The 26,382-nt window shown below is 37.3% G+C and carries 15 protein-coding genes; 3 read left to right on the forward strand and 12 right to left on the reverse strand.

What is annotated here, in order from left to right:
- Window positions 1-228: 228 nt before the first annotated feature.
- From KO495_RS08405 to KO495_RS08425, 5 genes are read right to left on the reverse strand one after another with little or no spacing between them, the layout of a single operon-like run.
- Window positions 229-873, reverse strand: a complete 645-nt coding sequence (locus KO495_RS08405; protein WP_215979965.1) for a hypothetical protein — start codon at window positions 871-873, stop codon at window positions 229-231.
- On the reverse strand, window positions 873-1,466 hold the full coding sequence (locus tag KO495_RS08410) for a sigma-70 family RNA polymerase sigma factor (protein WP_215979966.1): 594 nt from the start codon (window positions 1,464-1,466) through the stop codon (window positions 873-875). Before KO495_RS08410 ends, KO495_RS08405 begins: the two co-directional genes overlap by 1 nt.
- 54 nt (window positions 1,467-1,520) lie before the next feature.
- Window positions 1,521-2,696, reverse strand: coding sequence for an ABC transporter permease (locus KO495_RS08415; protein ID WP_215979967.1), 1,176 nt, complete (start codon window positions 2,694-2,696; stop codon window positions 1,521-1,523).
- Window positions 2,696-3,451, reverse strand: coding sequence for an ATP-binding cassette domain-containing protein (locus KO495_RS08420; protein ID WP_215979968.1), 756 nt, complete (start codon window positions 3,449-3,451; stop codon window positions 2,696-2,698). The genes KO495_RS08415 and KO495_RS08420 overlap by 1 nt, the downstream gene beginning before the upstream one ends.
- Before the next feature lie 39 nt (window positions 3,452-3,490).
- Window positions 3,491-4,963 (reverse strand): alpha/beta hydrolase, encoded by a 1,473-nt coding sequence (locus tag KO495_RS08425; protein WP_215979969.1) that lies wholly within the window; start codon window positions 4,961-4,963, stop codon window positions 3,491-3,493.
- 271 nt (window positions 4,964-5,234) lie between these two features.
- Between KO495_RS08425 and KO495_RS08430 the strand changes: the two genes are divergently transcribed.
- Window positions 5,235-5,453, forward strand: coding sequence for an EF-hand domain-containing protein (locus tag KO495_RS08430; protein ID WP_215979970.1), 219 nt, complete (start codon window positions 5,235-5,237; stop codon window positions 5,451-5,453).
- A 90-nt stretch (window positions 5,454-5,543) separates the two neighbouring features.
- Here the strand turns inward: KO495_RS08430 and KO495_RS08435 are convergent, their stop codons facing one another.
- Together KO495_RS08435 and KO495_RS08440 are read right to left on the reverse strand one after the other, a co-directional pair.
- On the reverse strand, window positions 5,544-6,710 hold the full coding sequence (locus KO495_RS08435) for a metallophosphoesterase (RefSeq protein ID WP_215979971.1): 1,167 nt from the start codon (window positions 6,708-6,710) through the stop codon (window positions 5,544-5,546).
- Between the two features lie 162 nt (window positions 6,711-6,872).
- Complete coding sequence (locus KO495_RS08440; protein ID WP_215979978.1) at window positions 6,873-9,944, reverse strand: TonB-dependent receptor; 3,072 nt, start codon at window positions 9,942-9,944, stop codon at window positions 6,873-6,875.
- Window positions 9,945-10,525: 581 nt separating this feature from the next.
- Here KO495_RS08440 and KO495_RS08445 point away from each other — a divergent pair.
- Window positions 10,526-12,715, forward strand: coding sequence for a winged helix-turn-helix domain-containing protein (locus KO495_RS08445; RefSeq protein WP_215979972.1), 2,190 nt, complete (start codon window positions 10,526-10,528; stop codon window positions 12,713-12,715).
- A gap of 92 nt (window positions 12,716-12,807) precedes the next feature.
- Here the strand turns inward: KO495_RS08445 and parC are convergent, their stop codons facing one another.
- The 5 genes from parC to KO495_RS08470 form a co-directional block, all read right to left on the reverse strand.
- Window positions 12,808-15,123, reverse strand: a complete 2,316-nt coding sequence (gene parC, locus KO495_RS08450) for a DNA topoisomerase IV subunit A (protein WP_215979973.1) — start codon at window positions 15,121-15,123, stop codon at window positions 12,808-12,810.
- A 232-nt stretch (window positions 15,124-15,355) separates the two neighbouring features.
- On the reverse strand, window positions 15,356-16,687 hold the full coding sequence (locus tag KO495_RS08455; protein WP_215979974.1) for a GGDEF domain-containing protein: 1,332 nt from the start codon (window positions 16,685-16,687) through the stop codon (window positions 15,356-15,358).
- Complete coding sequence (locus tag KO495_RS08460) at window positions 16,684-18,594, reverse strand: tetratricopeptide repeat-containing diguanylate cyclase (protein ID WP_215979975.1); 1,911 nt, start codon at window positions 18,592-18,594, stop codon at window positions 16,684-16,686. The genes KO495_RS08455 and KO495_RS08460 overlap by 4 nt, the downstream gene beginning before the upstream one ends.
- 671 nt (window positions 18,595-19,265) lie before the next feature.
- Window positions 19,266-20,369, reverse strand: coding sequence for a two-component system response regulator (locus tag KO495_RS08465; protein ID WP_215979976.1), 1,104 nt, complete (start codon window positions 20,367-20,369; stop codon window positions 19,266-19,268).
- Window positions 20,370-20,395: 26 nt separating this feature from the next.
- Window positions 20,396-25,822 carry a response regulator gene (locus KO495_RS08470; protein WP_215979977.1) on the reverse strand — a complete coding sequence of 1,809 codons (5,427 nt, stop codon included), beginning with the start codon at window positions 25,820-25,822 and terminating at the stop codon, window positions 20,396-20,398.
- A gap of 463 nt (window positions 25,823-26,285) precedes the next feature.
- Between KO495_RS08470 and KO495_RS17520 the strand changes: the two genes are divergently transcribed.
- Window positions 26,286-26,382 (forward strand): transposase (locus KO495_RS17520; protein WP_252738884.1); only part of this gene is annotated, 97 nt, incomplete at its 3' end.

Here is a 26,382-nt window from a genome sequence, read left to right on the forward strand (position 1 = left end):
TTCTCTAGCAGCTAATTTTCCTAACTTCTTCGTTAAATTTACTTGCAATAGGCCAGCTATTGACGCGAAATTTGCCTTGCTTATCATATGAAAAGAAGAAAAACTATCAAGCTAGAGGTTCATAAAAGTAATTTTTGCTGATATTTCAATTTGTTAAATATCTCTTAAACCGAGTTCAGGTTAATTATTTTAAGCAAGCTTTGGCTAACAACTACATCACACTTGCTACTAGAGCTTAGTCAATAATGACAGCTCTTTTAAACGTTTTTTATGAAAGACATGGGTGACAAGCCATATAATAACGATCAATGAATTGATAACGATAAACGGTGGCCATGGCGATTTCTCAAACTCTTGCGAAGCAATATAAAAATAATAATTCATGATAGGCAGCATCGCCCAAAAACTGTACTTGATTAGCTTGATATAACTAATTGACGACTGACAACTAGCAATCGCATTTTCAACTGCCTTTTCTGGACTACCACAGTTTTTCTGCCAAGTATTTAAGCGAATTTTAAACTCGTAATAAACATAAATACTTGAACCAATCCCACTACCCAATAAAAACATTTGGGTTGCTGTTGACCAAACGTCGTTAAAGTAGCCATAGACGAACATAGCAAAGATGAATAACGTACTAATAACATCAAGCACTAATAAAGATTTAGCCCAATAAGTACGTCGTTTAGTTTGCTTAACCAGTGCGTTCATATCGGTTTTTTCAAATGATTGTTCTTGCCAGTCTTGCGTTAAACTCAACCATTGCTCATCTAGCATCGGCGATGTTGAAGCATCAAAGTCATCAGCATTTGTTTGCGGTGAGTCGTTATGGTGCTGGTTTTGTTTTTTTGGTGGTTGCTCGTTATTCATTAAGCCTCCAATAATAGTGCTAAAGCGGCTTTAGCACGTTGTAAACGTACACCAGCTAAATTAGGAGTAATGGTTAATACATCAGCTATTTCTTGATAACTCATGCCCTCAAGCGCTAGGGTAATAACCTGCTGTTGCTCTAGCTTTAACTGCCTAATGGCATTGGCAAGCTTTTGCTGACGCTGATTTTGATCTAATGCTTGATAAGGTGTTGGTTGGTGATGATCTTTTTCAAACTCGGCTGGAAGATCATTAAGATCTTGCTCGGTTTTAATCGTTTTTACCGCTTTGGCAACATGGGTCGCTAGAATATTATGAGCAATACGAGCAACAAAAGTTTTCACCGCTGAGTCTTGCCTAAAACTAGGTAAAGCACGCCATATATTGAGTGCTATATCTTGAAATAATTCATCTTGAATCGCCGGTTTCGCTTCAAAGCCTGTAATAATATGACGTAGCAGCTTTTCATGCTCCGTCATCCATTGAACAAACAGCGCTTGATGTTTCAAATTTTTACCCTTACTGCAATAAATTTTGGCATTAGCATCAAAGAACTTAGGAGCTAATAATATATTTTCACAAGAATTTAACATATTATTCCTCCTAAGTTCAGCTAAGCGCAGTAATAAATACCTATTTCACTAAAACTAGCTCAGTGCCATAACCACTTTTTCTGATTTAAGCTTTTTAGCCAGTGAGAGTACCAATGCAGCAGTAATCGCTAAGGTAACGCCACTGGTAGCCAGCACAGCTAACCAATTAACATCAACGCCTTTAAAGATATCTTCCATGATCAATGACTGACCCGAAATAGGCATCCAGTCTAACCATTGCGGTCTGTCATCCATCATCATCATAGCAAAAGGAATTATCGCAGGAATACCTATAACAATACTTACCGTTGACTGTGCTTCTTTAAAACTTTTACTTTGAAAAGCAAGAAACAATTGGGCTGCTGAGGCAAATAAACAAATAGGTAATAATAATATCAATAAAGTTACCACGGTTGATAAGCCTAAACTAAAGGTAGCACCAACCTTGGTTAGATCGACAAAGCCGACAGACACCGATGTCAACACTAAAATAAGCACAACACCAATAAGAGAAATAGTGGCAGCACTAATGAGCTTAGCAAGCACTATTTTTAATGTACTTACTGGCTGACATAATAGCATTTCAAGAACATTACGTTCACGCTCGCCTGCACTCGAGTCAATAGCTACCGATAGACCTGACATAAAAGCAGCCATCATTAAGTAAACACCAAGCAGCATTGAAATCATGATAAAAGTAGCGTCTGGTTTAGCGGTATCTTGTTCAACCAAGGTGACAGGGTTTAATAAGCGAACATCAATACCACGTAACTGTAAACGTTTATAACCAATAGATAGAGAGAAGTCTCTTACCGCGCTATTGATACGCCTTACAGGTGTCGCTACCGCTTTATCGGTAAAGTCAGCTTGTAAGTGTATTTTGATCGGTTTACCTTCAGCCATATTTTGCGCAAATTCTGATGGTATCTCCAGAGTAATATTACGTTCATCCCAAATGCCTCTATCACTTTCAGGAATATCAGCAAACGGCAAAATATTATTATCGCTTAAGTGGGTCATTAATTTAGGGGCGTACTCTGCTCCAGTAAATTTAATGTAAACCGGTGGCTCATCAACCATTTTTTCAATCATGATTTTTGACATTACAACTATCATAATCGGCGCCATAAACGCCATCATTAATGCCACCATCAAGGCGCGCTTATCGCGAAATGCTTCTTTATATTCTTTTAATACCAATGCTTTTAACTGGCCAAAATCTGCGTTCATTATGCTGCTACTCCTTCATCTGAACCAATCAACTTCACAAAGGCTTCTTCTAATTGCGTTTCACCCGCTAGTTCACATAACTCTTGTGGCGTGCCTTGTGCTGCTAATTTGCCGTTAGCGACAATAATGACGCGATCGCAAAGGGCTGCAACTTCTTGCATGACATGTGATGAAAACAAAATACAGTGACCTTTGGCTTTGAATTTTGCTAAATGATTACGTAAAACACGCGTACTCATGACGTCTAAACCACGGGTTGGCTCATCAAGCACAAAGTTTTTGGGTTGATGAACTAAAGCTTGCGCCAAAGTGACTTTCATTCGTTGGCCTTGCGAAAAGCCAACAGTTTTACGGTGCGCTAACTCTTCTAGCTCTAAATCTTTGATCACTTGCTCAATCGCTTGATGCTTCGTTTGCCCAGTCATACCATGCAAACTAGCAAAGTAGTCTATTTGTTCGTAAGCGGTTAAACGCTCATACAGACCAAATTTGTCAGGAAAAACCCCTAAATTTGCACGTGCTGCAATAGGATCTTCAGTCACACGAATACCGTCAATGGTAGCAAAGCCTTCATCGGCTGAAAGTAAGCCGTAAAGGGTACGTAAACAGGTAGTTTTACCTGCGCCATTAGGGCCTAAAATACCGGTAATTTCGCCATCTTTTGCGGTAAATGACAGTCCGTCTAAGGCTTTAACAGTATTTTTTTTATTCTTTTTGTCGATAAAGCTTTTATGTAAGTTATTTACTTCAATCATAATTTTGTTCCTTTTTCTTTTACAAGAAATTAAATATGCCTATTGAATGCCGTTAACGCTGGTCATGAATTTTTCATCGGGGATCTCATCAAGGCATGATTCATCGAGTGCTTTAGGATCTTTTTTGGTTAAAAACTCATTCACAATTTTATTTGCACAAGTGCTCATAGCAACGGTATGCGCTGCGTTTTTAACAACAATATGATGGCTATTAGGCAGCGTTTTATTTGAGTAATCGCCATTACTTGGCGGCGTTACTGGGTCTAATTCACCTGATAAAATAAGGGTTGGAATATTAGCGGTAACCGGCTCATAGAAATTTTCACTAGGAGTATATTTAGGAAACAACGGACAAATGGCATTAAAAGCAAAGTGGCTCATGCCGCCATCAAAATTATTTTCAGCATCGGCGGCTAGCATTTGTTCTGTTACTTTTGGCATATCTTCATTACAAACAATATTAAACAGCAATCCGGTGTAAACCATTTGCTCACCTTCAGTACTTGCCATTAAACCAATTAACGGTTGGTAATTACCTAAATACGCTTGGTTAATAACAAGTGGTACTAATGAGCGCCCTGAAACACTGTACAGTTGCATACGTAAATTATTGGTAAACTTAGCTTCATCAAGTTTAAACGTTATTGGTGTGCCTAAACGTGGGTGCATAATATCAAGCTCAACAGGGGCTTTAGCTAAACGTGCTTTTACTTGTTGAAACTCATCAGCTAAATTAGGAAAAGCGGTATTACACGAGTCACTGTTTTTACAGTTTTCAAGTAGTAAGTTAAATGCTCGAGCACCACTTTGGCCAAATAAGCCAATAGGTACTTCAATAGGCCCAACACTGTCTAGCACGACACTTTCAAGCGACTGTGGAAACATACGCATATACACTAAACCAGCGCGCGTACCATAAGAGCCACCATAAATATTTAATTTTTCATGACCTAATGCTGCACGAACCGCATCAAAGTCACGAATGGCGTTTTCTGAATTAAACTGACTTAAGTTACCCGTAAACTGGTTAATACATTCAGTAACATCACTGGCTTTAAAGTCTTGCAGTGTTGTGTCATAAACGCCTTGCTCGTCTTCAAATTCACAAGAAAGTGGGTTAGTTTCACCCGTACCGCGCTGGTCAACTAAAATAATATCACGAGTTTTTCTTACCTCTCGAAAAACACGATTTAAGCCTGTTGCTAATTCAACAGCAGCTTGGCCTGGACCACCCGCTAAAAACATTAATGGCGCTTTATATTCACTGTTATCAATGGCGGGCAATACCACAAAATTAACTAATAGTTTTTCGCCCGTAGGCTCTTGATAGTTTTCAGGCACTTGTAGCTTACCGCATTTTACTGATGCGCGAATTTCGCCAACATGACAGCTTTCAAGTGTTAATGCCTCATTCGTTAGTTTATCACTCGGCAATACCTCGTTATTTGCCAAAACATGACTAGCGCTTGATAACAAACCAATGGTTAGGAGTTTTCCCCATATTGTTTTCATAAACTCTTCCTTAATAAATAATCGAACGCTTAGTCTGAAGCTTTTCAATTTTATTACAGAAAAATACATATTTTTTTATTTTTATTTTTCTCTTACATAAGAAGAAACTGAAAACAGCGTAAAAACCTGAACTAAACTATAGCTGTTATTACTTATACGATAACAAAGGCATAACTTGCTCAGCATGTAAATTTTTGTAAATAGTAATTCCCAAATGCTTTAATAAGAGATAAGGTTCAACTATAAATTAGGTTTATGAGGAAGCCATATTATGGAATTAAATCAGTGGGTAGATGAGTTATTTGAAGTATTTGACGAAGATAAAGACGGTGTTATAAACCGTAGTGAATTTGTTGAGTTAATTGATGTGCTATTACAAGATAAAGGCATTCGTATGTGCGAAAGCATTTTTAATCGCTTTGATAAAGATCACACTAACTCAATTTCGAAAGAAGAATTACGTGAAATGGTAATTGAGCTCGCCTTATAATTAACCTAGTTTTCAATTTGTAGTTACATGGTATTCGTCAGTATTATCCGTTTATAGCCAACTCAACGCTGGCTATAATCAGATTATTGGTTATTGATGATATAAAGGTAAGACCTTACCACTTAAACTACCACGCCATTTCTTTTCATTTTCAATAAACAATATTTCACCGTACTGACCTCGCTTAATGCTTGAATCAATGGCAATAACACGTCCTTGATAGCGGGTTTCAATTTGCTTTTGAGAAGTATGACCAACAATAAGATGCTTCACCTTAAAGTGCTTAAGTAATAAATCTATTTCAGCAGAAGTTGCCCCATTATCTTTACCTCTATCGGCGGCAAAATAACCACGGTACCAAATAGGGCCATTGGTTGTATGTAAAACTTCTGCCCAACCTTCGCGTGGTTTATCTAGCTCAGCTTTAACTAAGTTATCTTTAAAAACACGGTTAATGTCTACTAAGGTGCGTTTATCTTTCGCTAAGTCAGGATGAAAACCACCATGAGCAAATAGCATGTTATTAATTTTAACTAATACTGGCTTACTGCGTAACCAATTACCGATAATACTGTCTGAGGTAAATAACTGCTCAAACGGTTTATTAAGCTTTTTAGCCGTTTCAATGTATTTAGGGTGTAAATAACGTAAGTCGCCATTAAGTACCATTACCTCATGATTACCTAAGGTTAAATGGATTTCACCACCCGCTTTTTTAGCTTGTTGTTCTAAGTCGTATAAAAACCATAGAATCTCAGTCACTTTATCGCCGCGATCAAAGATATCACCGGTGATAACAAAATGACCATTACCAAAAGCCCACTGTTGGTTTTTATCAATAATATTATTATTGGTTAATAGCTCAATCATTAAATCATACTGACCATGAAAGTCGCTAAGGGCAGCAACAGGAAAGTCGCCGTTGTATTCGAGAATTTCGTGCTCTTGGTTGATTAAATTATGAATAGTCGCAGGTAAGTCACAGGCACTAACAGCAATAGGTTTGCTTGCTAAATTGTCGACTTGCTCTGTGCTTAGCGTTAAGCGTTGACTCACTTTTTCGCCGTGGCATAACCAATGCGCATCTAAGTGTTTATCTTGAGTAAAGACATAAGGACCGTCAGAATAAAGAACAGTTTTTTCAACAAGTTTCTCGCCGTCATTTGCATTATCAGTAACCGTACTATTAGCCGATAAAGAAGTCACTATAGCGCAGCTTAATAATAAGCGATGAGCAAAATAAAGAGGGTTGAGCATATAGGGTTACCCTTTATGGCAGTAAATAAAAATTAAACGAAAATAAATAGGATGTCACATCCGTGTGACTTAGTTTTGTTAATTGCTAACCTAAGGTCAGCAACTAAATTATTGAGTTAACTCAGTATAAATAACCATTTACACTAAGTTAATAGCGTTTACTTAGAACTTAAATTCAGCACCTAAGTAAACAAAGCGACCGACACTGCTACCATAACCACTGTAGAAATGTCCGCGTCCACCTAAGCTGTAATCACCTTGGTTATCAAAGATGTTATTTACACCACCAAATACACGTAAATCACCGTCTTTTGGTAGCTCAACATCATAAGAAACAGATAAACTATGCGTGATGTATGAACCAATCTCGTTAAACGCTAATGTTTCAGGGTTCTCGATACAATCTGCACTACCCGCTGCACAATTTTTATCGTTAGCAGCCATATCTTCTAACCAATCTTTTTCATCACCTTGGTTAACGGTAATCGGGCCTTTGTATTTAGTGCTCCAACGTACACGCCAGTCTTCTTTATACCAAGTTAATGAAGCTGAGCCTTGAGTATCGTAGATATCGTTGTCGTAGTAACCTTCGTAATTGGTAGTAGCTGGACCACCTGGTGACTGTACGGTCTTAGTCCAATCAAGCACATGAGTCCAATCACTCTTAAACTTAATACGACCTAAATCATCAAAGTCATAAACATATTCTATCGCGACATCAAAGCCACTAGTGCTAATTTCATCAACGTTATAGTCACGTTGCATTACTTCAATTAAACCACCATCTTCATCACGCTTTAAATCATTACAAAATGAGTTAGAACCACCGCGCTCATCCCACGGTAATTCAGAGTTATAACAGTAATCGATAATATCTTGATTAGAGTATGTCGCTAACGCGTCTTTAATGGCAATATCATAGTAGTCAACAGCAATACGTAGACCTTCAATGAACGATGGTGCTAATGTTACACCGAACGTTAGGGTATCAGCGGTTTCTTCAAAAAGATCTGGGTTACCAACACCAGGAGAGTAGTTATTATCTTCTACATCAAACTCACCATTCAGAGCAATATAATTAGCGATTGACTCTTCTTCTCGACATTTGTCGTGCCCAGCATCAGTTGATGTAGCAGTAGTACCGAGACAAATATCACTATAGTTTGAGTCATAATCACCTGCTGGCGGTGACATTAAGTTATCAATTGATGGTGCACGTTGGGCGCGTGCCCAGTTAGTTCTTACCGCATAACCATCAACAATTTCCCAAACAAGGCCAGCTCGGTAACTGGCAACTAAGTCAACACCTTCAGGGCTGTAATCAGCAAAACGTGCCGATACATCAGCCGTTAAACTTTTAGCACCTACAACATTTCTAAGTAGTGGAATACCGGCTTCACCAAAAACTTCAGCAACATCCATTTCACCTGAGTATTGCGGTACATAGTTAAAGGTAATACCACCTTCAACGCCACCGCCACCTGTTGTAACTTTTTGCGAGTCACGTCTAAATTCAAAGCCAAACGCGGTTGCTACAGGACCTGCTGGCATGTCGAATAAATCACCCGCCATATAACCAGTAAAGGTTAACTGCTCTACCTCAGTATTAATTGTTGGGTTGGCGCGAATATAATTGGCTGCTTCGGCGCTAATAGAGCCTTCACCAAATAAGTTCATTGGTACACAACCTGCTGCGCGGGCAGCTTCGTCAGCACATTGAATTGTAACGCCATCAGCCGCATATTCAGCATCAAGTGCATAGCGTGCTTTGAAAACATCAATTTCATTACCACGAAGCTGATCTTGGGTTGACTTACCATAACCAACAGAAACGTCCCAGTCCCAGTCGCCATCAAATAATGTACCTTGTAAACCTGCCCATGAACGAATAGTTGTACGTTCGTTATCGGTATAGATATTACCTACCTCAGCAAAGTTTCTATCCCATTTAATAGTGCTACCACCGCCAGCAGCAATTTCAGCTGGTACATAAGGGTTGCTACTACTAATACGACCCATATCTATTTGGTCAAACTCACCTGTTGCTGGATCATAGGTAATAACTAAATCGCTTTCATCTTCGCTTTCTGGTGATTTGTCATTAAATGATTTATTTAAACTATGTTGTACTTGTCCGTAAAAGGTAATGTCATCGGTTAATTCAAAATCAACTTTTATCGCCGTATTTATCCCTTCATCAGGCACTTTAAGCATAACGAACTGATCAGTGTCGATGCCGTACTTTTCTTCTACCCAATCATCGCGCAATGTTTGACCGTCATACCAAAAACCGCCTACGCCACCACTGCCTTCGTGGAAAACACCACCAGGGATTGAGTCACTTAAACTGCGCCAATCAGATTGGCTAATATCACGCATACACTCGCCATCTCTAGGCTCTGCTTCAGTAAGCATAGTGTTACACATTCTTTCATCATCATAAGAATGTGATTCTTGAATTTGCGCTCGCTTACGGTCGTTATAAGTTAAACCGTATTGCTTATCATAAGTTGAGCTTAAGTAAACATAACCACGACCTTCAGCAAATTCAGTGCCGTAGTTTAAATCTAAAGTAAATTCTTTAGCGCCACCTTCAACTGATTCACCACCACGCGCTTTAAAAGCAAAGCCTTCTTTGTCTTGTTGGGTAATAATGTTAACAACACCCGCAATAGCATCTGAGCCGTATGCTGCAGAAGCGCCACCAGTAATTACTTCAACTTTTTGTACCATACCGCTAGGAATAGTTGATAAGCTTACCGCATTACTGCTGTGGCTATTTGATACTACACGACGACCATCAATTAAAGTTAAAGTACGTTGCGAGCCTAAGTTACGTAAATCAATCGTAGATAAACCCGTTGCAGTAATGTTTGATTGGCTATTGGTGTTACTGCTACTTTCCGAAATTTGTGGTAATTCATCAATTAAAATTTCTGATAATGAACCTAAACCAGTATCTTCAATCGCTTCGTTATCCATAGTAGCTAATGGTGTAGCAACACTAAAACTATCACGACGAAGGCGCGAGCCTGTAACCATAATTTTTTCGTGAGTTTCTTCAACTTTTTGTTCTGGTGTTTTTTGGCTTTGCGTTGCTGTTTTAGCAACCTTTGCTTCTTCAGCGGATAATGCGTCAGCTGCAAAAGCCGCTGGAGACATCGCTAATGCGCCACCGGCAATAGCTGAATAGATAGCCGTTTGAATTGCGATGGTGATTGGTTTTTTGTTCATCATTCATCTCTCTCTTTTTTAAGTAATGTTCTTCATGGTTTATTATAGAAGTTGAATTTTGCAGGCGATTAAGCCTACAAAATTCAACTCTTTATCCAGTAAATAGACCGCTGCTATTGTTTTTCCCTAATAACCTAATAACTAAACTTCCCATACGTTAAGTTATTAAGTGCTCTGGTTTTAACTGCAAACTTAGTATTATCTACTGCACTTTTATTATTTTTTTAATGAGGAGTTATGCTGTAAAATGACGACATAACTTTGCTCTACTACTCTTTTAAGAAAGTAATGGCAGTTATTCAATCGCTAAGAGGTCATTTGTACCTCTATTTAACATCTATTTCTAAAAAAAACAAAAAAAACACTACTTAAACAATTAGTTAAATTTTTTATAAAAGTTCACTTTTTTTATTTTAGTGTTAATATAAATTCATTATTTTGCGAACTATATGCGAAAAAAATTCCACTTAACCGCATAACTTTGGTAGCATAAATATCAGAGAAACATATCAAGGATGGTAGTGATAAATACCCGTACAGTTTATATAAACTGTACTATTACCTAATAAGAAAGAGTATCAATGAAGCCTAATCGTGCTTTTAACCTGAGTAACTGTTACGTCAACCCAACCGAGTTTTCGATACAACTAGATCAGGGGGAAAAGCAGTCATTACAACCCAAGTTCATTGACGTGCTATGCTATTTAGCTCAGCATCATCCTCGTATTATTCCTCGTGAAGAATTAATTAATAATATTTGGGGAGAAAATAGCGTTGTTGGTGATAAAAGTCTGACCAACGCCATTTGGCATTTGCGTAAAAGTTTGGCAGAAATTGATCAAGGCAACGGCGTTATTGAAACAATTCGCAAAGCTGGCTACCGATTAGTTATTGAGCCACAATGGTCTACAAATGTAACTACGACCGCTCACAGTAACATCACAGTCAGCGATGACACGCTTCAAAACGACCCTCAATTAAAAAGAGAAGCTGAGCAAGAAACAGATGGTTTATTAGCAAAAACATTACAATACCGTATTAATAAGCAAACTATCACCTGGGTTGTATTAGCTGCATTTATAGCAGTGGTTATTGGTTATTTTTTAGGTAAACCCTCACATGATCCAGCCGTAGTAACGCAAGTCACTAAACACCCAGGCAGTGAACTTTTTCCATCTCCCTCACCTGATGGTCGCTATGTGGTTTATAGCCAAGTATCTAATAATCAACCAACCAACTTGTTTATGAAAGACACTTTACAGCCGCAACTGCCAGCACAACAATTAACCTTTGATACGGCAATTGAACGCCATAGTGTTTGGAGCAATGACGGACAATACTTATACTTTGCCAGAACAGCTAAAGCCGGTGAAAATTGTAAATATATTCAACTTAAAGTGTTGAGCAGACAAGAAAAAGCTATTGCTAATTGCCCGAATAGAGTTGGTTACTTTTACCTTGACATATCACCTGACGATAAAACATTAGCCATACATGGCTTTAATGGTGACGCTGAAAAAAGTGGCATTTATTTTCTTGATTTAACGAAAGAAAATGCACCATTAGAGCGCTTTTCTTGTAAAAAAGGTTGTGATTATAAAGATAGAGATATGGCTTTTTCTCCCGATGGTAAACATCTTGCCATTAGTCGACGCTTTAATCGTTACAGCGAGAATATTTATTTAATCAATATAAAGACCAAAGAAACACAGCAGCTTACATTTAATGAGGAAGATATTGTTGGCATTACATGGTCTGATCAAAGTAAGATAATTTACGCAACTCACAAAGCTGGGGTCAGATCAGGTTTTATTATAGATGTTGATAAAAACACATTTACTGAGCTTAATTTACCCGGCTTTAGTTACCCCAAATTTACTAAGCAAGGTAGAAAGCTGTTTTATCAGCAGCGTCAAGAAATATCATCCATTGCGAGCCTATCATTGAAAGCCGATATTGCGAGCAGTCCATTCCCTGTAGTTTTATCAAGCTTCAGCCATCACTCCCCTGATTACAGCCCTATAAATAAGCGCTTTGTCTATGTATCAAATGAATCAGGCTTTTATGAGCTATGGTCGGCAAATACCCGAGGTGAAGAGCGAAAGCAACTCACATTTTTGAAAAAGAATATTAGCTTACCTAAATGGTCCCATGACGGTAAAAGCATTGCCTTTTTAGCTTCATCTGAAGATAACAAGCATGAAAACATTTATATTTACTCACTAGTAACACAAAAAATATCAGTGCTAAATAGCCCATTTGATCGCCATAACCGACCAAGCTGGTCGCTTGATGATAACAAAATCATTGCCGCTGTTTATAATAATAACGCGACTGACTTATATAGCATTACTATTGCTGATGGCGCTGTTGAGCGTTTAACTCATGACAATGCGCGCTATGGCATTATGAATTCGCCAACAACCTTACTTTATGCAAAAATAAAACGTGGCTTGTGGCAAATTGATTTAACCGATAAAGAAAAACCACCCGTGCAAATTATTGATGGTAAGGAATTCACTGGTTTATATGCCTGGGACTATTACAATAATGGTGTTTACTTTAACAAGGAGCTTAAGGAACACCATATATTGATGTTTCATGATACGGTTTCAGGAAAGGGCAGACCTTTAGTGAAATTACCACTTAACTCCTTCTATCGCCGTGACATTATTAATTATGTCCCTGATGAAGATAGCTTACTTTATACTAAATCAAGTTACCCTCAAGCAAATATTAAAATGTTAGAGAATTCCCCTTTACTTCAATAGCACTAAACTCATACAAATAAACGACAATAAAAAAGGTAAATACTGACATAGTATTTACCTTTTTTAGTTAAGCTGGACTCAAGTTAATAGCTTTACTCTGCTGTATTTTCATCTATTTGAGTAACGCCTGCATCAGCCTCATTTTCTGAGACTACACTCATTTCAACGTCAATGGCTGATACACGTTGTAAGCCCCGTGGTAACTTATTACCTCGTCTCCCTCGCTCACCTTTATAGTGCTCAATATCAGCAGCTTTTAAGGTCAGTTTACGTTTTCCTGCATGTAAAGTAATAGCTGCGCCTTCGGGCACTAAAGTTAATAGGCTTACATATTCTTCACGGGTTTTAGCACGTGCCGATGGAATATTAATAATTTTATTACCTTTGCCCTTGCTTAGTACGGGTAAATTTTTCACCGGAAATACTAGCATTCGCCCTTCACTGGTAATCGCTAAACAGCAATCGGTCTCTAGGTTACCAATACGCTGTGGCGTTAATACTTTAGCCGCTTGTGGTAAACTAATGAGTGCTTTACCATTTTTATTTCGGCTGACCATATCGCTGAAACTACTGACGAACCCATAGCCAGCATCACTAACCAACAAGTACTTATTGGTGTCTTCAGCCATAATGCTATGAACAAAGGTTTCGCCACTAGACAAATTAAAACGACCCGTTAATGGTTCGCCTTGCGAGCGAGCCGTTGGTAAGGTATGAGCATCAGTGGTAAACGCACGCCCTGCTGAGTCAATAAAGACAACAGGGTTATTGCTACGTCCTTTAGAAGAACATAAATAACTATCACCCGCTTTATAGCTAAGCGCGGCAGGATCAATATCATGGCCTTTAGCACAACGCGCCCAGCCTTTATCTGAAACAACCACAGTAACGGGTTCACTAGGGACTAAGTCTTTCTCTGTTAGGGCTTTTGATTCGCTACGCTCAACGAGTTGAGAACGACGATCGTCGCCGTGTTCCTCTGCTGCCGCTAGAATTTCTTTTTTCATTAACGTATTCATACGTGTTTTTGAATTAAGAATTTTTTCTAGATATTCTTGCTCACTACGTAGCTCATCCTGCTCGGCACGAATTTTAATTTCTTCAAGCTTGGCAAGTTGTCGTAATTTGATTTCTAAAATGGCATGGGCTTGTGTTTCAGATAAACCAAAGCGTGACATTAGCTCAGCTTTAGGGTCATCAAAACCACGAATAATCTCAATTACTTCGTCGATATTAAGATACGCAACCAATAAGCCGTCTAAAATATGTAATCGAGCTAAAACTTTATCTAAGCGGTACTGTAGGCGTCTGCGCACTGTTTCACGGCGGTACTCTAACCATTCACTTAAAATAACTTGTAAGTTTTTAACTGCTGGGCGGTTGTCTAAGCCAATCATGTTAATATTAACGCGATAGCTTTTTTCTAAGTCGGTGCTAGCAAAAAGGTGTTGCATAAGTTGTTCAATATCAACACGATTAGAGCGCGGTACAACGACTAAACGCACTGGGTTTTCATGATCAGACTCGTCACGTAAATCAATCACCATTGGTAGCTTTTTAGCGGTCATTTGGGCCGCTATTTGCTCGAGAATCTTACCGCCTGAAGCTTGATGAGGGAGTGAGGTAATAACAACCTCTCCTTCTTCAACATCATAAACTGCGCGCATTTTGATGCTACCACGGCCAGTTTGATAAATTTTTTCAATCTCGGTTTTTGGGGTAATTATTTCAGCATTGGTTGGGTAATCTGGCCCTTGTACAAACGTTAATAAATCAGCAACGTCTGCTTTTGGGTTTTCAATTAAATGTACACAAGCATTAGCAACTTCTCGCACATTATGAGGAGGAATATCTGTTGCCATCCCAACGGCAATACCGGTAATACCATTTAATAAAATATGCGGCAGTCTCGCTGGTAGTGTTTTTGGCTCTTTCATCGTGCCGTCAAAATTAGGTTGCCAATCAACCGTTCCTTGACCTAACTCTGATAATAAAACCTCACTAAAGCGCGATAAACGCGATTCAGTATAACGCATTGCAGCAAATGACTTAGGGTCATCAGGAGCACCCCAGTTACCTTGACCGTCAACCAAAGGATAGCGATAGGAAAATGGTTGCGCCATTAATACCATGGCTTCGTAACAAGCACTGTCTCCATGAGGATGAAACTTACCAAGCACATCACCAACCGTACGCGCTGATTTTTTATACTTTGCTGTGGCTGATAATCCTAGCTCTGACATAGCATAAACAATACGTCGTTGTACTGGCTTTAAACCATCACCTATATGTGGCAAGGCTCGGTCCATAATAACGTACATAGAGTAATTTAAATAAGCGTCTTCGGTAAACCGTCTTAACGGAACTTGTTCGACCCCATCAGGGCTATATTCGAGCACATCTGACATGAAATGATATTTCCTGACTTTTTTAATTATTGCGATACCTAAACAACTTTACATTACGATAGGTAAACAAGGGAATAATAAATCTCTCCCGAGTAACTATTAATCATAAGTACTGACGCACTTTTAGATACTACTTAGGTGTTGCTTGGGTATTAACTGGAAACTATTTTACATAGTAGGTATAGCTTATCTGATTATAAGGTAAGACAAAATAGCTAAAATAATAAAACTATTAAATACCGCGCCTTTCTTGTGATGTTGAGATATTTTGATAGCTTAATACACAGTTTCGCCCTTGTGCTTTAGCTTGATACATCGCTAAATCAGCACTATGTAGAGCATCTTCAAAACTTGCATTATGGTAATCCATGGTTGAAATACCAATACTTAACGTTACTTGTTCTTTTAGACCTATAGCACCAAAGTCGTACTGTGCTACTTTCTCATTAATACGCTGTGCGATAGCTTTTGCTTTGCTACTATCAGCTAACGGCAATAACGCTACAAACTCTTCGCCACCTAAACGAGCAAATATGTCACGTGTGCGCATTGTTTCATTCACTAATGAAGCAATCGTTTTTAATACCTGATCACCACAGTGGTGTCCATAGACATCATTAATTTTCTTAAAATGGTCAATATCTAATAATAAAATAGATAAATCGTAAGGTTGTTCACTAAAGCGCTTTGCCATAGTGTGACCATGTTCAAATAAAGCACTGCGATTAAATATACCGGTTAATGCATCAGTTTTAGTTAACACGATCAGTTTGTTACGCACTTTTAGCTGCCAGAAAAACAATAGCCCAAAAGCTAGCGCAATAGCCATCACTAAAATAAAGCGCGTTTGCTGCATTTTTTTTTCTTTTTGCGCTTCATCAACTCGCTGTACTTGTTGCTGATTTTGTTTAATTAAAGAGTCATTTAAAGATTTTTTTTCATTGATAGAAAATTCTTCCGTTAATGCTGATAACATCGCATTACGTTTGTTATCTCGATAAATATCGTACTTGATTAGATATTCTCGCTTTTCTTGATAGGCCAAATCATACTGCCCTAACTCAGCATACTTATTTGCTAAAATTTCATGTAACTGCAAAAAAATAGGTTGGCTTAATTGCCCTTCATCAATTACTTCGCCTACATTTTTGGCTTCAACAAGCAAAGCGACGATTGACTCTGTTACTTTATCCTTATTAAGCGTAGGGGGTTGTAACTGAGTCTTTTTTTCAATAAGAAGCGCTTGGGCAAGTAAATATAAATACTGCTCTGCTGGGTTTAACGGTGACTTAGGTGATGAAAATTGAAGTAAATGCTCTTGAGCATATTTGATAGATTGAGTACCTTTGCTGTTATCTAGTAACTTAATTGAATTAATTAATAACAATAAGCTAGGGTCTACTGAAAATTCTTCCGTTTCAGTTATCTCTGCGACTTCTGGTGTTATATCCTGACTTAGGTTACCCATTGCGATTGCTGCATTAAAAAATACTAAAGCCAGTAATAATGCGCTAAAAAATACGCCTCTACATACAGGTAACAGAGATCTACGTTGATAAATCATGAACTAAAAACCTTATTTCGGCCGCTCAACTTAGCTTTATAGAGGAGTTTATCAGCTCGCTGCACAAGCGTATTGAGATCAGAATCACTCGCTAAACTCGCGACGCCAATGCTAACGGTAACCTGTGTTATGTTACGTAAAGGCCACTGTTTTTCAGCAATACGCTCTCTAATACGCTCGGCTATATATATTGCTGACTGTAAATCCTGTTTAGGTAAGCAAACCATAAACTCTTCACCACCTAAACGGCCAAAAACATCACTTTTTCGTATCATACTTTCACTAAGCTGCACTACCCCTTTCAGTACTACGTCTCCTTGGCTATGACCGAAGGTGTCGTTGATATTTTTAAATCTATCAATATCAATCACAAGTACGCTAAAACAATGATGTTTCTTTTTGGCTAACTTAAATGCTTGCGCAGACTTTTTCATTAAACTACGACGGTTTTCTATACCTGTTAAAGTGTCAATCGTTGAGGCAAGTTTAAGTTGGCGTTGACTATAAAGTAATTTAGCCAATATCCAAGCAAGTGCCAATGCAACTAAAGCGCCAATACTTAAGTAAAGCTGTTGCTCTTTATTCGCAAACTGCGCTTCTGCTAAATTTTCTTGGTTTATCGTTTTTTCATTCTCTAACAATTTATTTTTTAAATCGGCTTGCTCACTCTCTAAACTTAGTCGTACTTCTGCTACTGACTTTTTGTCTTCATTTTCATGTAATTGCTCACGTAAAAAAACAAGTTTAGATTTAGCTTCATAGGCTTCTTTAAAGCGTTTTTGTTCATAATAAACTTTACTTTTAAGGTTAATAATGCCCAAGTTAGCTTGTTTTTGAAAGAAGGGTAAAGAGTCATGGTTAACTAATAATTTTTCTGCTTCCGCAATACTCACTAACGTATCTTGATAGCGCTTTAAGTGAAACAACACGAAAGCTTGATCAAAATAAAACTGCAACTTTATGTCGTGTCGTTGAATAGTATCGATATACTTTTCTGCTTTTAGAAAGTATTCATAAGCTTTTTCAGGATCACTCTCTTCTTTTCTAAACTGAGCCCATGCCATACCAGAGAAAACCCTGTACATTATTTCTGCGGGACTATGTTCATTAGATGTACTAATAATTTCTTGGTAAGCAGAAATCGCTTCATTGTATTGTTTGTTTACTGAATAGTTCATGGCAATGTTATTAAGAGCGTTATGTGCAGCCAACAACATACCTGACTTTTTAAAGTACCCGTACGCTTGCTTATAATAAACCATAGACTGTTCATTTTGACCAAGGTTCGCATAAGCAATACCTAACTCAACATTAGAATAGCCTTTTAGTTGATCATCATTGGTTTGCGCTGCAATTTTATAAGCGTCGTTTAACAGAATTAATGCGCGCTTATAGTCATCGGTAATATAAGCAATGGCGCCTAAATTAATTAAGCCATTAGCAATCATAACCTTGTTATGTAATGACTCAGCAACTTCGAGACCTTTTTTATAATACTCAACAGCAAGTGATGTATCACCTAGGCTTTCAGCCGAATAGCCACGTAAATAAAGTAAATCGCAAATAATTACACTAGGGCTCGCTAGTTTTTTAGCTAGGGTGAGAGCGGTATCAAGAGTTTGAGCAGCACTAATGAACTGTCCGCTGGTGCTATAAGATTCTGAGAGTAAATAGTAATATTTAAGCTTTTGCTCAATAGATAGCAGCGTTAATTGAGCTTCAATCTTAGACAGAAGATCAAAGGTTAACCCTACATCTGATTTAAGCATTAACTCAGCACTTTCTAATAGTGCTTTAGGGCTCTTATCGACCGCCTCTTTCGACAATGAAAATACAGGGCTACAGTAAAGGCAAATAGCGAAAGATAAGCATTTAAAAAATAATGACTTCCGTGTGATTGAAAGCAAGAATAAGTACCTAAAGCTAAAAGAATTATCTCAGTATAAAACGATTTCTACACTGAGTTAAATAGCTAATGCTCTAGAATACTGACTAAATGATATTTATTCTTGATGAATACACCATAAATTGTCATAACTATAATTACTTACCATATCTGCTTGTTCCCACTCAACCAGCATATTTCCTAGCACTCTACAATAATACTCTTTATTAGCAATTAATATTTTTATGAGTCAAATACCACTACCAACATCATAAGCTGTCACAAACACTCAATACAAACACCATATAATGTCATATTAATTTAGATTGTGTGACTTTTGAAATTAATACAGCGAATCACTAATGTCTCAGAACTACCCTATTACTAGGATAATAAATCCACCTTGATGTTTGCTATATTTATGAGAGTAGATATTAGATTTTATACTCTAACTCGCTTTCGCCCCCTAAGAGAGATAGAAATATTTAATTGAAAGAAGATATTGAACCTATTACCCACCATAATTTAAAAACCCTCTAACGGTTAGCATTGCCGCGGCTAAGGCTATTAAAGAATAGGGTAAATATTCAGAACAGAATATTGAATTAGTTACTGATAAAGCTTATTCATTGAAACATATAAATAGATGAATTAAAAGCCGCATTACACTAACCACAATGTTGAATATTAACGTTATTGGATTTCGCCCTCTTTATCAGCGAAATCTTTTGCTACTTGTTTAAAATCATCTGCAATCACGAGAAAGCAATCAACTAACAACGGTTCAAAGTGGCTTCCCTTGCCTTCCATAATAATACTGACAGCTTTTTCATGGGAGAACGCTGGCTTATAAACACGTTTACTTATTAAGGCATCATATACATCGGCAACAGCCATGATTCTTGCTGATAATGGAATATCCTGACCTGACAGCCCTTCAGGATAACCAGAGCCATCCCATTTTTCTTGATGTGAATAAGCAATTTCTTTAGCAAAGATCAAAAAGTTATCTGCAGACTCAATCGACTGCTCCGCAGCAGCAAGTGCATCTCGTCCATAAGTGGTATGACGTTTCATCTCTTCAAACTCTTCGTCAGTTAATTTTCCTGGCTTTAATAAAATACTGTCTTCGATACCAACCTTACCAATATCGTGTAAAGGTGCTGACTTATAGAGTGAGGTGATAACATCGGGTGTTAAAAAGGCTTTGTATTTATCGTACTTAGCAACTTCTGTCGCTAATACTTTTACGTAGCGTTGTGTTCTTCTAATATGGTTACCAGTCTCAGGATCTCTCGATTCGGCGAGTGCTCCCATAGCAACCATAGCGACATCTTGAAGTTCTGAAAGTTGCGATGTTCGCTCAAGTACGCGCTCTTCTAATATTTCATTTTGTCTCGTAAGTAAATTTCTTGATGCTTGTAAAATTAAGTGATTTTTAACGCGCTCTTTTAAAATAGGAGGGCTAATAGGTTTAGTTATGTAATCAACTGCGCCAAGCGCTAAACCTTTAGTTTCATCATCTTCTTGCGATTTTGCCGTTAAAAAAACGATAGGAATATCTTTAGTTTCAGCTTGAGACTTTAATATTTTACAGACTTCATAACCGTCCATCTCGGGCATCATTATATCGAGTAAAATCAAATCAGGCTTATGCTTTTCAATAATTTTTAAAGCCATTTTTCCACTTAACGCAGCTTGAACGAGGTAATCTTGAGCTAAGACACCTTTTACTACGTCAATATTTGCTACAGTGTCATCTACTGCTAAGACCGTCTGTTTACTTCCTTCTGACATGTTAATATTCTCCGACATTAATATAATTAACTTTTATGGTACATAGCTTTAATTTCCGACAGTTGAGCCTCTCCGGAATCAAAGTCATATTCACTCAACGTATTTCGTAATTTTTCTAATGCTCCATATACGCATTGTTTGAATTCAAAGTCTAATAACTCATCAACACTATCAACTACTGTAGAGTCAAAGTTCTGAATTTTCTGTTCTATAACATTCAACTGTTTAATAAAAGTGTCATTATCTAATCTATTACTTTTTCTATCCTCAGCGCTTTTTGTCGTTTCCTGCTCGAAAATAGTAACTAAATTTAGTGCCTCATCGAAGTTATACGTTTCTAATGCCTGAATTAGATCACTTATTACGGATGATGACTTTACTGACGTTATATATAATAAAATATTGTCTAAAGTGTCACCAGCAGACGAATCAAAATTATCTATTTTACTTTTTAATTCTACAAACAAATTTGAAACGGCCTTGCTATCAAAAACTTTACCTTTATTATCTTCTTGAGAAACTTGGTTTTCTTCAATAGTTCTAATCATTTCTGTTAGCTTGACTTCACACTCCAATAACATGGCTTCAAGCTCATCAATAATTATTGGTGTGCCCTTCTCTATTTTATCGGTAAAAGTAAGCTCTAATTTCTCCGCAACAGGTACAATAAAATTAGCTCCGATAGTACCAGCTACACCTTTCAATGTGTGGGCTGCTATTACGGCCGATTGGAAGTCTTCTGTGTGTAGTGACGCTTTTATTCTTTCGACTGCATCTGACTCTGATGAAACAACTTTTTTCAGTGTATTTCGGTAAGCCTTAACATTCCCAGCCATTCGATTTAAAGCGGTAGGCACATCAAACCCGGGTAAAATCGGTGATTCACTATTCTCTGTTATTATAGGTTTTACATGACTCAAATCTTTGCCTGTTGGTTTGATCCATTGTGAAAGTGTTTTATACATTTCTTGGGGATCTATAGGCTTAGGTAAATGATCGTTCATCCCTGCATCAAGACATTTTTCACGATCTCCACTCATAGCATTAGCAGTCATTGCAATGATGGGTAAATTAATATTTTTTTCGTCTTTACGTATTTCTTTGGTCGCAGTATAACCATCCATTATCGGCATTTGTATATCCATTAATACCGCCTCAAAATTTTTATTTTCAACCGTTTCTACTGCTATTTTTCCGTTGCAAGCAACCGTTACCACTAACCCTGCCATTTCAAGTAATTCAACGGCTATTTGTTGATTAATTTCATTATCTTCCACTAATAAAATTTCTGCCCCAACGATAGCTTGAGCAAATGATATATCTAATCGATTACTTTGAACTCCTGAGCTTACACCATGTGTTTCTCCCATTACTCTTAAAGTAATATCGAGTAATTTAGATGCGCATACAGGTTTAGTTATCGAGCTAGCTAAATTGATATGTTGTGCTTTTTTCAACATTTCATCACGGTCATAAGCGGTCACAATGACAAACTTAGGTGGTTGAGATAAGAAACCATCGCTAATGATTTGTTCGCCTAATTCAATGCCATCCATGTGCGGCATTTTCCAATCAGAAAGTACTAATTTATACGGTTGATTGTTTTGCTCCGCAAGTTTTAGTTTCTCTAATGCTTCTGCGCCAGAAGCTGCTAATTCGGGTTTAAAGCCTAAACTTTCTGACATAGTAAAAAGTATTTCTCTTGCGGCTACACTGTCATCAACAATTAACACTGGTAAATCAACCAAACTTGCTGGTGATGCTTGGATATGCGCAGTATTTTTTTGTGCAATGCCAAAAGTTGCGGTGAAGTAAAATTGGCTACCTTCGCCACTGGTACTTTCAACCCAAATTTCACCCTGCATTAATTCCGTTAACGTTTTACTAATAGTTAAGCCTAAACCAGTTCCCCCATACTTTCGGGTTGTTGAAGCATCTGCTTGGCTAAAGGATTGAAATAATCGGCTTAATTGATCTTTGGTCATGCCAATACCTGTATCACATACTGAAAACTCTACCGTGACATTTTTATCGTTTTGTTTGATAGGTTTTGCTCTAATTACTATTTCACCTTGATCGGTGAATTTAATCGAGTTATTAGCGAGGTTAATTAATATTTGTCCTAATCTTAGAGAATCGCCAACAAGGTCGAGTGGTAAATTTGGCGATAAATCGATGAGTAATTCTAAGGATTTTTCCTGACTTTTATGTGAAATAATTTGCACGAGATGGTCAATAGTATCGTTCAAGTTAAAAGGTATCTCTTCAAGATCAAGTTTACCCGCTTCTATTTTTGAAAAATCTAAAATATCGTTAATAATACCAAGTAATGCTTCCGCTGAACTCTGAATTTTATTGACATAATCAGCTTGTTTTCGGCTTAAATTCGTTTGCATTGCCAAATAGCTCATACCTATAATTGCATTCATTGGCGTACGTATTTCATGACTCATATTGGCGAGAAAATCACTTTTGGCTTGGGTAGCAATTTCGGCCTCATTTTTTGCGTGGAGAAGTTCATCTTCGGCCATTTTGCGTTCGCTGATGTCGCGAAGAATCGCAACAAAAAAGTGCTCATCATTTTCAACCCATCCCGAAACAGAAAAGTCTGTGGGGAAAATATGGCCATTTTTATGTAAAGCAGAGATTTGAATCGTTTTGTTGAGTAAGTTAGCGGCGTGTCCCGCAACCATCCTTCCCATTCCAGCCAAATGAGCCTTGTGATAGTCAGGAGGAATAATGATTAGAATACTTTGACCAATAACATCGACAGCTTTATGACCAAATGTTCGCTCTGCTGCAGGGCTAAACATCAGGATAATATTATTACTATCAATCATGATAATAGCATCTACAGCAGTATCAATAATACTACTTGTACGCTTCATACTCATTTCAAGCGCCTTAGTACGTTCACCAACTAGATCTTCAAGCTCTAGGTGAGAACGCGCTAACGCTTTTGTTGCTCTTGTACCGACTTTTAAGGTAAAAAGTGTTCCTCCAAATAGTAACATCAAAGCAGTTAATAAAATGGACCAAATGCTGTACTTAAAAATATTGATAAGTTCAAGTGTTTCATCAACATCAACTTCAGCAACTATACCCATATTTAAGGCGTCATCCCAAAGCCAACTGCCCACAACCATTTCTCCACGATAGTCTCGATAGCCTTCAAGGTTATAACCCGACTTACCCGCAGCAATGTGCCTAGCCATTAAGGTCAATGGCCAACTTGTCTCTTGTACTATTTTCTCTTTACTATTTAGTAAACTTTTACCTGGATCGGTAATATTAATATTAAGTGCAGAACGTTCAGTTCCATTGATTAAACCAATTTCTCTTAATTCTTTTTCAAAACGTACATTCGAGAGTAAGTGGCCTGATTTATCAATAGCATAAGTTTCGCCACTTTTACCAATAAAGCCTGCAGATAATATTGAAGAGAATACCCCATCGACATCAACCCTAATCGTAATAACCGCTATGACTTCCCCTTGAGCGTTAATAACGGGCGAGGCGAAAAACATTGTGGGTGGTTTTACTGGATTTTCAGGTAACTTTTCATCTTCAATAAACACATCAGAGCGAATAGGCGGAACAAAAATACTTTCGCCGTTAAGCACTCGTTGCAATAAACCTGGTCGTGTATTATGAATGATATTACTTATTCCCACATTAGAATCACGCTTTGAAGATAAGCTGATATTGTTGGGTGAAATGATAAAAAATCCAATATTACCTAAATCGCCCTCTCGTTCTTTAAAGAACTGACGTATTTGAGACTGTAAAGGCGTTTGTTTCAAAGCTTCCGGTAACTCTTGCACTAAAAGTAATTGTTCTACTAATGAGACGAGTTCTTTATTTTTACCTACTTGCTCTAACCTGTTATTCTCATACTTTATCCAAAACTCTAAACGTTGATGCGTTGTCGTTAGTAAAGTAGATAAACTATATTCCAGTGACTCAATTCTTTGTTTTTCTGCGTAATTCATTACGAAGTAAGAAATAACGATTAAGACTGCAGACAAAACCGTTAAGCCAGTAACAATCATTTTTTTAAAGTGAGAGGAACTAAATTTATTAATTAGCTCTTTTTCACTGTTTTTCAATACTAAAGAACTGACCAAGTGACCAATTATAAATAACAGCACAACTGCAACTAAAACAAACCAGATCAGATGCTTTAATTGGAAAATATTTTCTTTGGAGATTCGTGACGTATTCCTTGAAGTCAGCCAATCGTTATTCAAATTCATTAAATCACTGGCTTTAATCGAGTCTAGGCCTTTTTGCAAAATACTATGAAGAATTTTTTTGCTCTTACTGCTCAATAAATGTAATGACGGCGGAAAAACAATGTCTTCATCTATCACCCTTAATCCATTAACATTGTTTTGTTCAACCCAGTCATCGACAACAATTTGTGCGTCTAATAATGCATCAGCGTCACCTGACAATACTTTATCTACCGACTCTTCAATGCCAGTCGTTTCTATTACGTTTATATCAGGGTAGACACTCTTAATTTTATCAATAGTGGTATATCCCGCGGATACCGCAATAGTCGATTTAGAAAGATCAATATTATTTTGAAAACGGGTATTATTATCTTTTACGTAAAATAACTCTCTTACCATAAAGAAAGGTGTCGAGTAATAACCATACTTTTTGCGTTCTTCAAAGAAGTAGGCATCGGGCAGCAAGTCAATTTTTCCGTCTTTAAATTGGCTTAAAACGTCATCCCAGCTTCCCATCACATACTCTGGTTGTAATCCCGTTTTTTCGATGATTTGACGAAGTATTTCGCCTGCAAGTCCACCGGGATTATTGTCGTCTTGCATAAAAATTATTGGTGGCCAATGTTCAATACCAATTCGTACTTTGTTATTAGCTACCCAGTGTTGCTCTTCTTCGGTCAACGTTAACTTGTTTGGATCAACTGCCTTAGATTTAGATCTGCTTTCAAGTATTGAGATAAAATGTGTAACTGCTGACATGTATTCAGTTTTATTTTGCAAATACTCATCACTATTAATAATAGCGATTGCAGTTTGTCTATTTTTATTTTTAACTGCTGTTATAACTTTCGATTCGAGTGCGACTAATGCGTTATTTGTTTTTTCGAGATTAGCCATCCGTTCTTTATCTTCCGTTAGCTGTAAAGCCAACAGTGCTTCAATAACCTCAAGGAGTTTTATCTCATTATCTTTGTATCTTTCTAACCACTTTTCATCACCAGAAAATGCATAAGTTAAAACGGAAGATGTAAGTACTTCATCATAATATTTCAGCTCTATTGCCATATTTTCTAACTGAGATAGTGAAAAGTGATTAACAGGTTCTATATTGTCTAGTATTACTTTTTCTTTAGATTGTTGTGCAAAACAATTTGGCATAGAAGTAGTACTTAATATTAAAGCCGTCATTACTAAAAGCTTAAAGAATATTTTCATTTATGAACCTATAACTTATATTTTTATAAAATAGCAGAGTAAATTTATTTTTAATTAGCACTAACTTTTAATTAAAAATTACCAGACAAAAGTGTACTTCTCATTTTTCTTGTTACGTTTGTTACCCATCTTAATATCATTTTGTCATTTTAAATATTTGGAATTCATAATTTATTATTATGTATCTACCTTGGCTTGTGATGTAAAAGAGGATTAAAATTAAAACTTTAGCTTTAATTCACTATAAACGAAAGTTAACTCTAAAAGTTAACTCTAAATGACTATTATTTACCTTTTTCTAATAAGTTAATTTCTATCACACTGGACTTCCCAGATTTCACTAGACAGTTTCTAATTCAGAAAAATACGCTTCTTCATATTTAGCAGGTTGAAGTGGCATAGTTAATTTGGCCACCTAATTAGAGATGTTATCATGCATCTCATAACTACTTAGGTGATACAAATGACAAAGAAGAAACGACCAACTTATAGCGCAGAGTTTAGGCTCGAAACAGCGCAATTGGTTATTGATGAAGGTTACACACAGGCAGACGCTGCAC

The sequence above is a fragment of the Colwellia sp. D2M02 genome (genome assembly GCF_018860755.1).
In the GTDB taxonomy this organism is placed as follows: domain Bacteria; phylum Pseudomonadota; class Gammaproteobacteria; order Enterobacterales; family Alteromonadaceae; genus Colwellia; species Colwellia asteriadis.

Bases quoted from the DNA above. Each gene is read 5' to 3' on its own strand.
- KO495_RS08405 (WP_215979965.1), bottom strand. From the start codon at position 873: ATGAATAACGAGCAACCACCAAAAAAACAAAACCAGCACCATAACGAC.
- KO495_RS08410 (WP_215979966.1), bottom strand. From the start codon at position 1,466: ATGTTAAATTCTTGTGAAAATATATTATTAGCTCCTAAGTTCTTTGAT.
- KO495_RS08415 (WP_215979967.1), bottom strand. From the start codon at position 2,696: ATGAACGCAGATTTTGGCCAGTTAAAAGCATTGGTATTAAAAGAATAT.
- KO495_RS08420 (WP_215979968.1), bottom strand. From the start codon at position 3,451: ATGATTGAAGTAAATAACTTACATAAAAGCTTTATCGACAAAAAGAAT.
- KO495_RS08425 (WP_215979969.1), bottom strand. From the start codon at position 4,963: ATGAAAACAATATGGGGAAAACTCCTAACCATTGGTTTGTTATCAAGC.
- KO495_RS08430 (WP_215979970.1), top strand. From the start codon at position 5,235: ATGGAATTAAATCAGTGGGTAGATGAGTTATTTGAAGTATTTGACGAA.
- KO495_RS08435 (WP_215979971.1), bottom strand. From the start codon at position 6,710: ATGCTCAACCCTCTTTATTTTGCTCATCGCTTATTATTAAGCTGCGCT.
- KO495_RS08440 (WP_215979978.1), bottom strand. From the start codon at position 9,944: ATGAACAAAAAACCAATCACCATCGCAATTCAAACGGCTATCTATTCA.
- KO495_RS08445 (WP_215979972.1), top strand. From the start codon at position 10,526: ATGAAGCCTAATCGTGCTTTTAACCTGAGTAACTGTTACGTCAACCCA.
- parC (WP_215979973.1), bottom strand. From the start codon at position 15,123: ATGTCAGATGTGCTCGAATATAGCCCTGATGGGGTCGAACAAGTTCCG.
- KO495_RS08455 (WP_215979974.1), bottom strand. From the start codon at position 16,687: ATGATTTATCAACGTAGATCTCTGTTACCTGTATGTAGAGGCGTATTT.
- KO495_RS08465 (WP_215979976.1), bottom strand. From the start codon at position 20,369: ATGTCAGAAGGAAGTAAACAGACGGTCTTAGCAGTAGATGACACTGTA.
- KO495_RS08470 (WP_215979977.1), bottom strand. From the start codon at position 25,822: ATGAAAATATTCTTTAAGCTTTTAGTAATGACGGCTTTAATATTAAGT.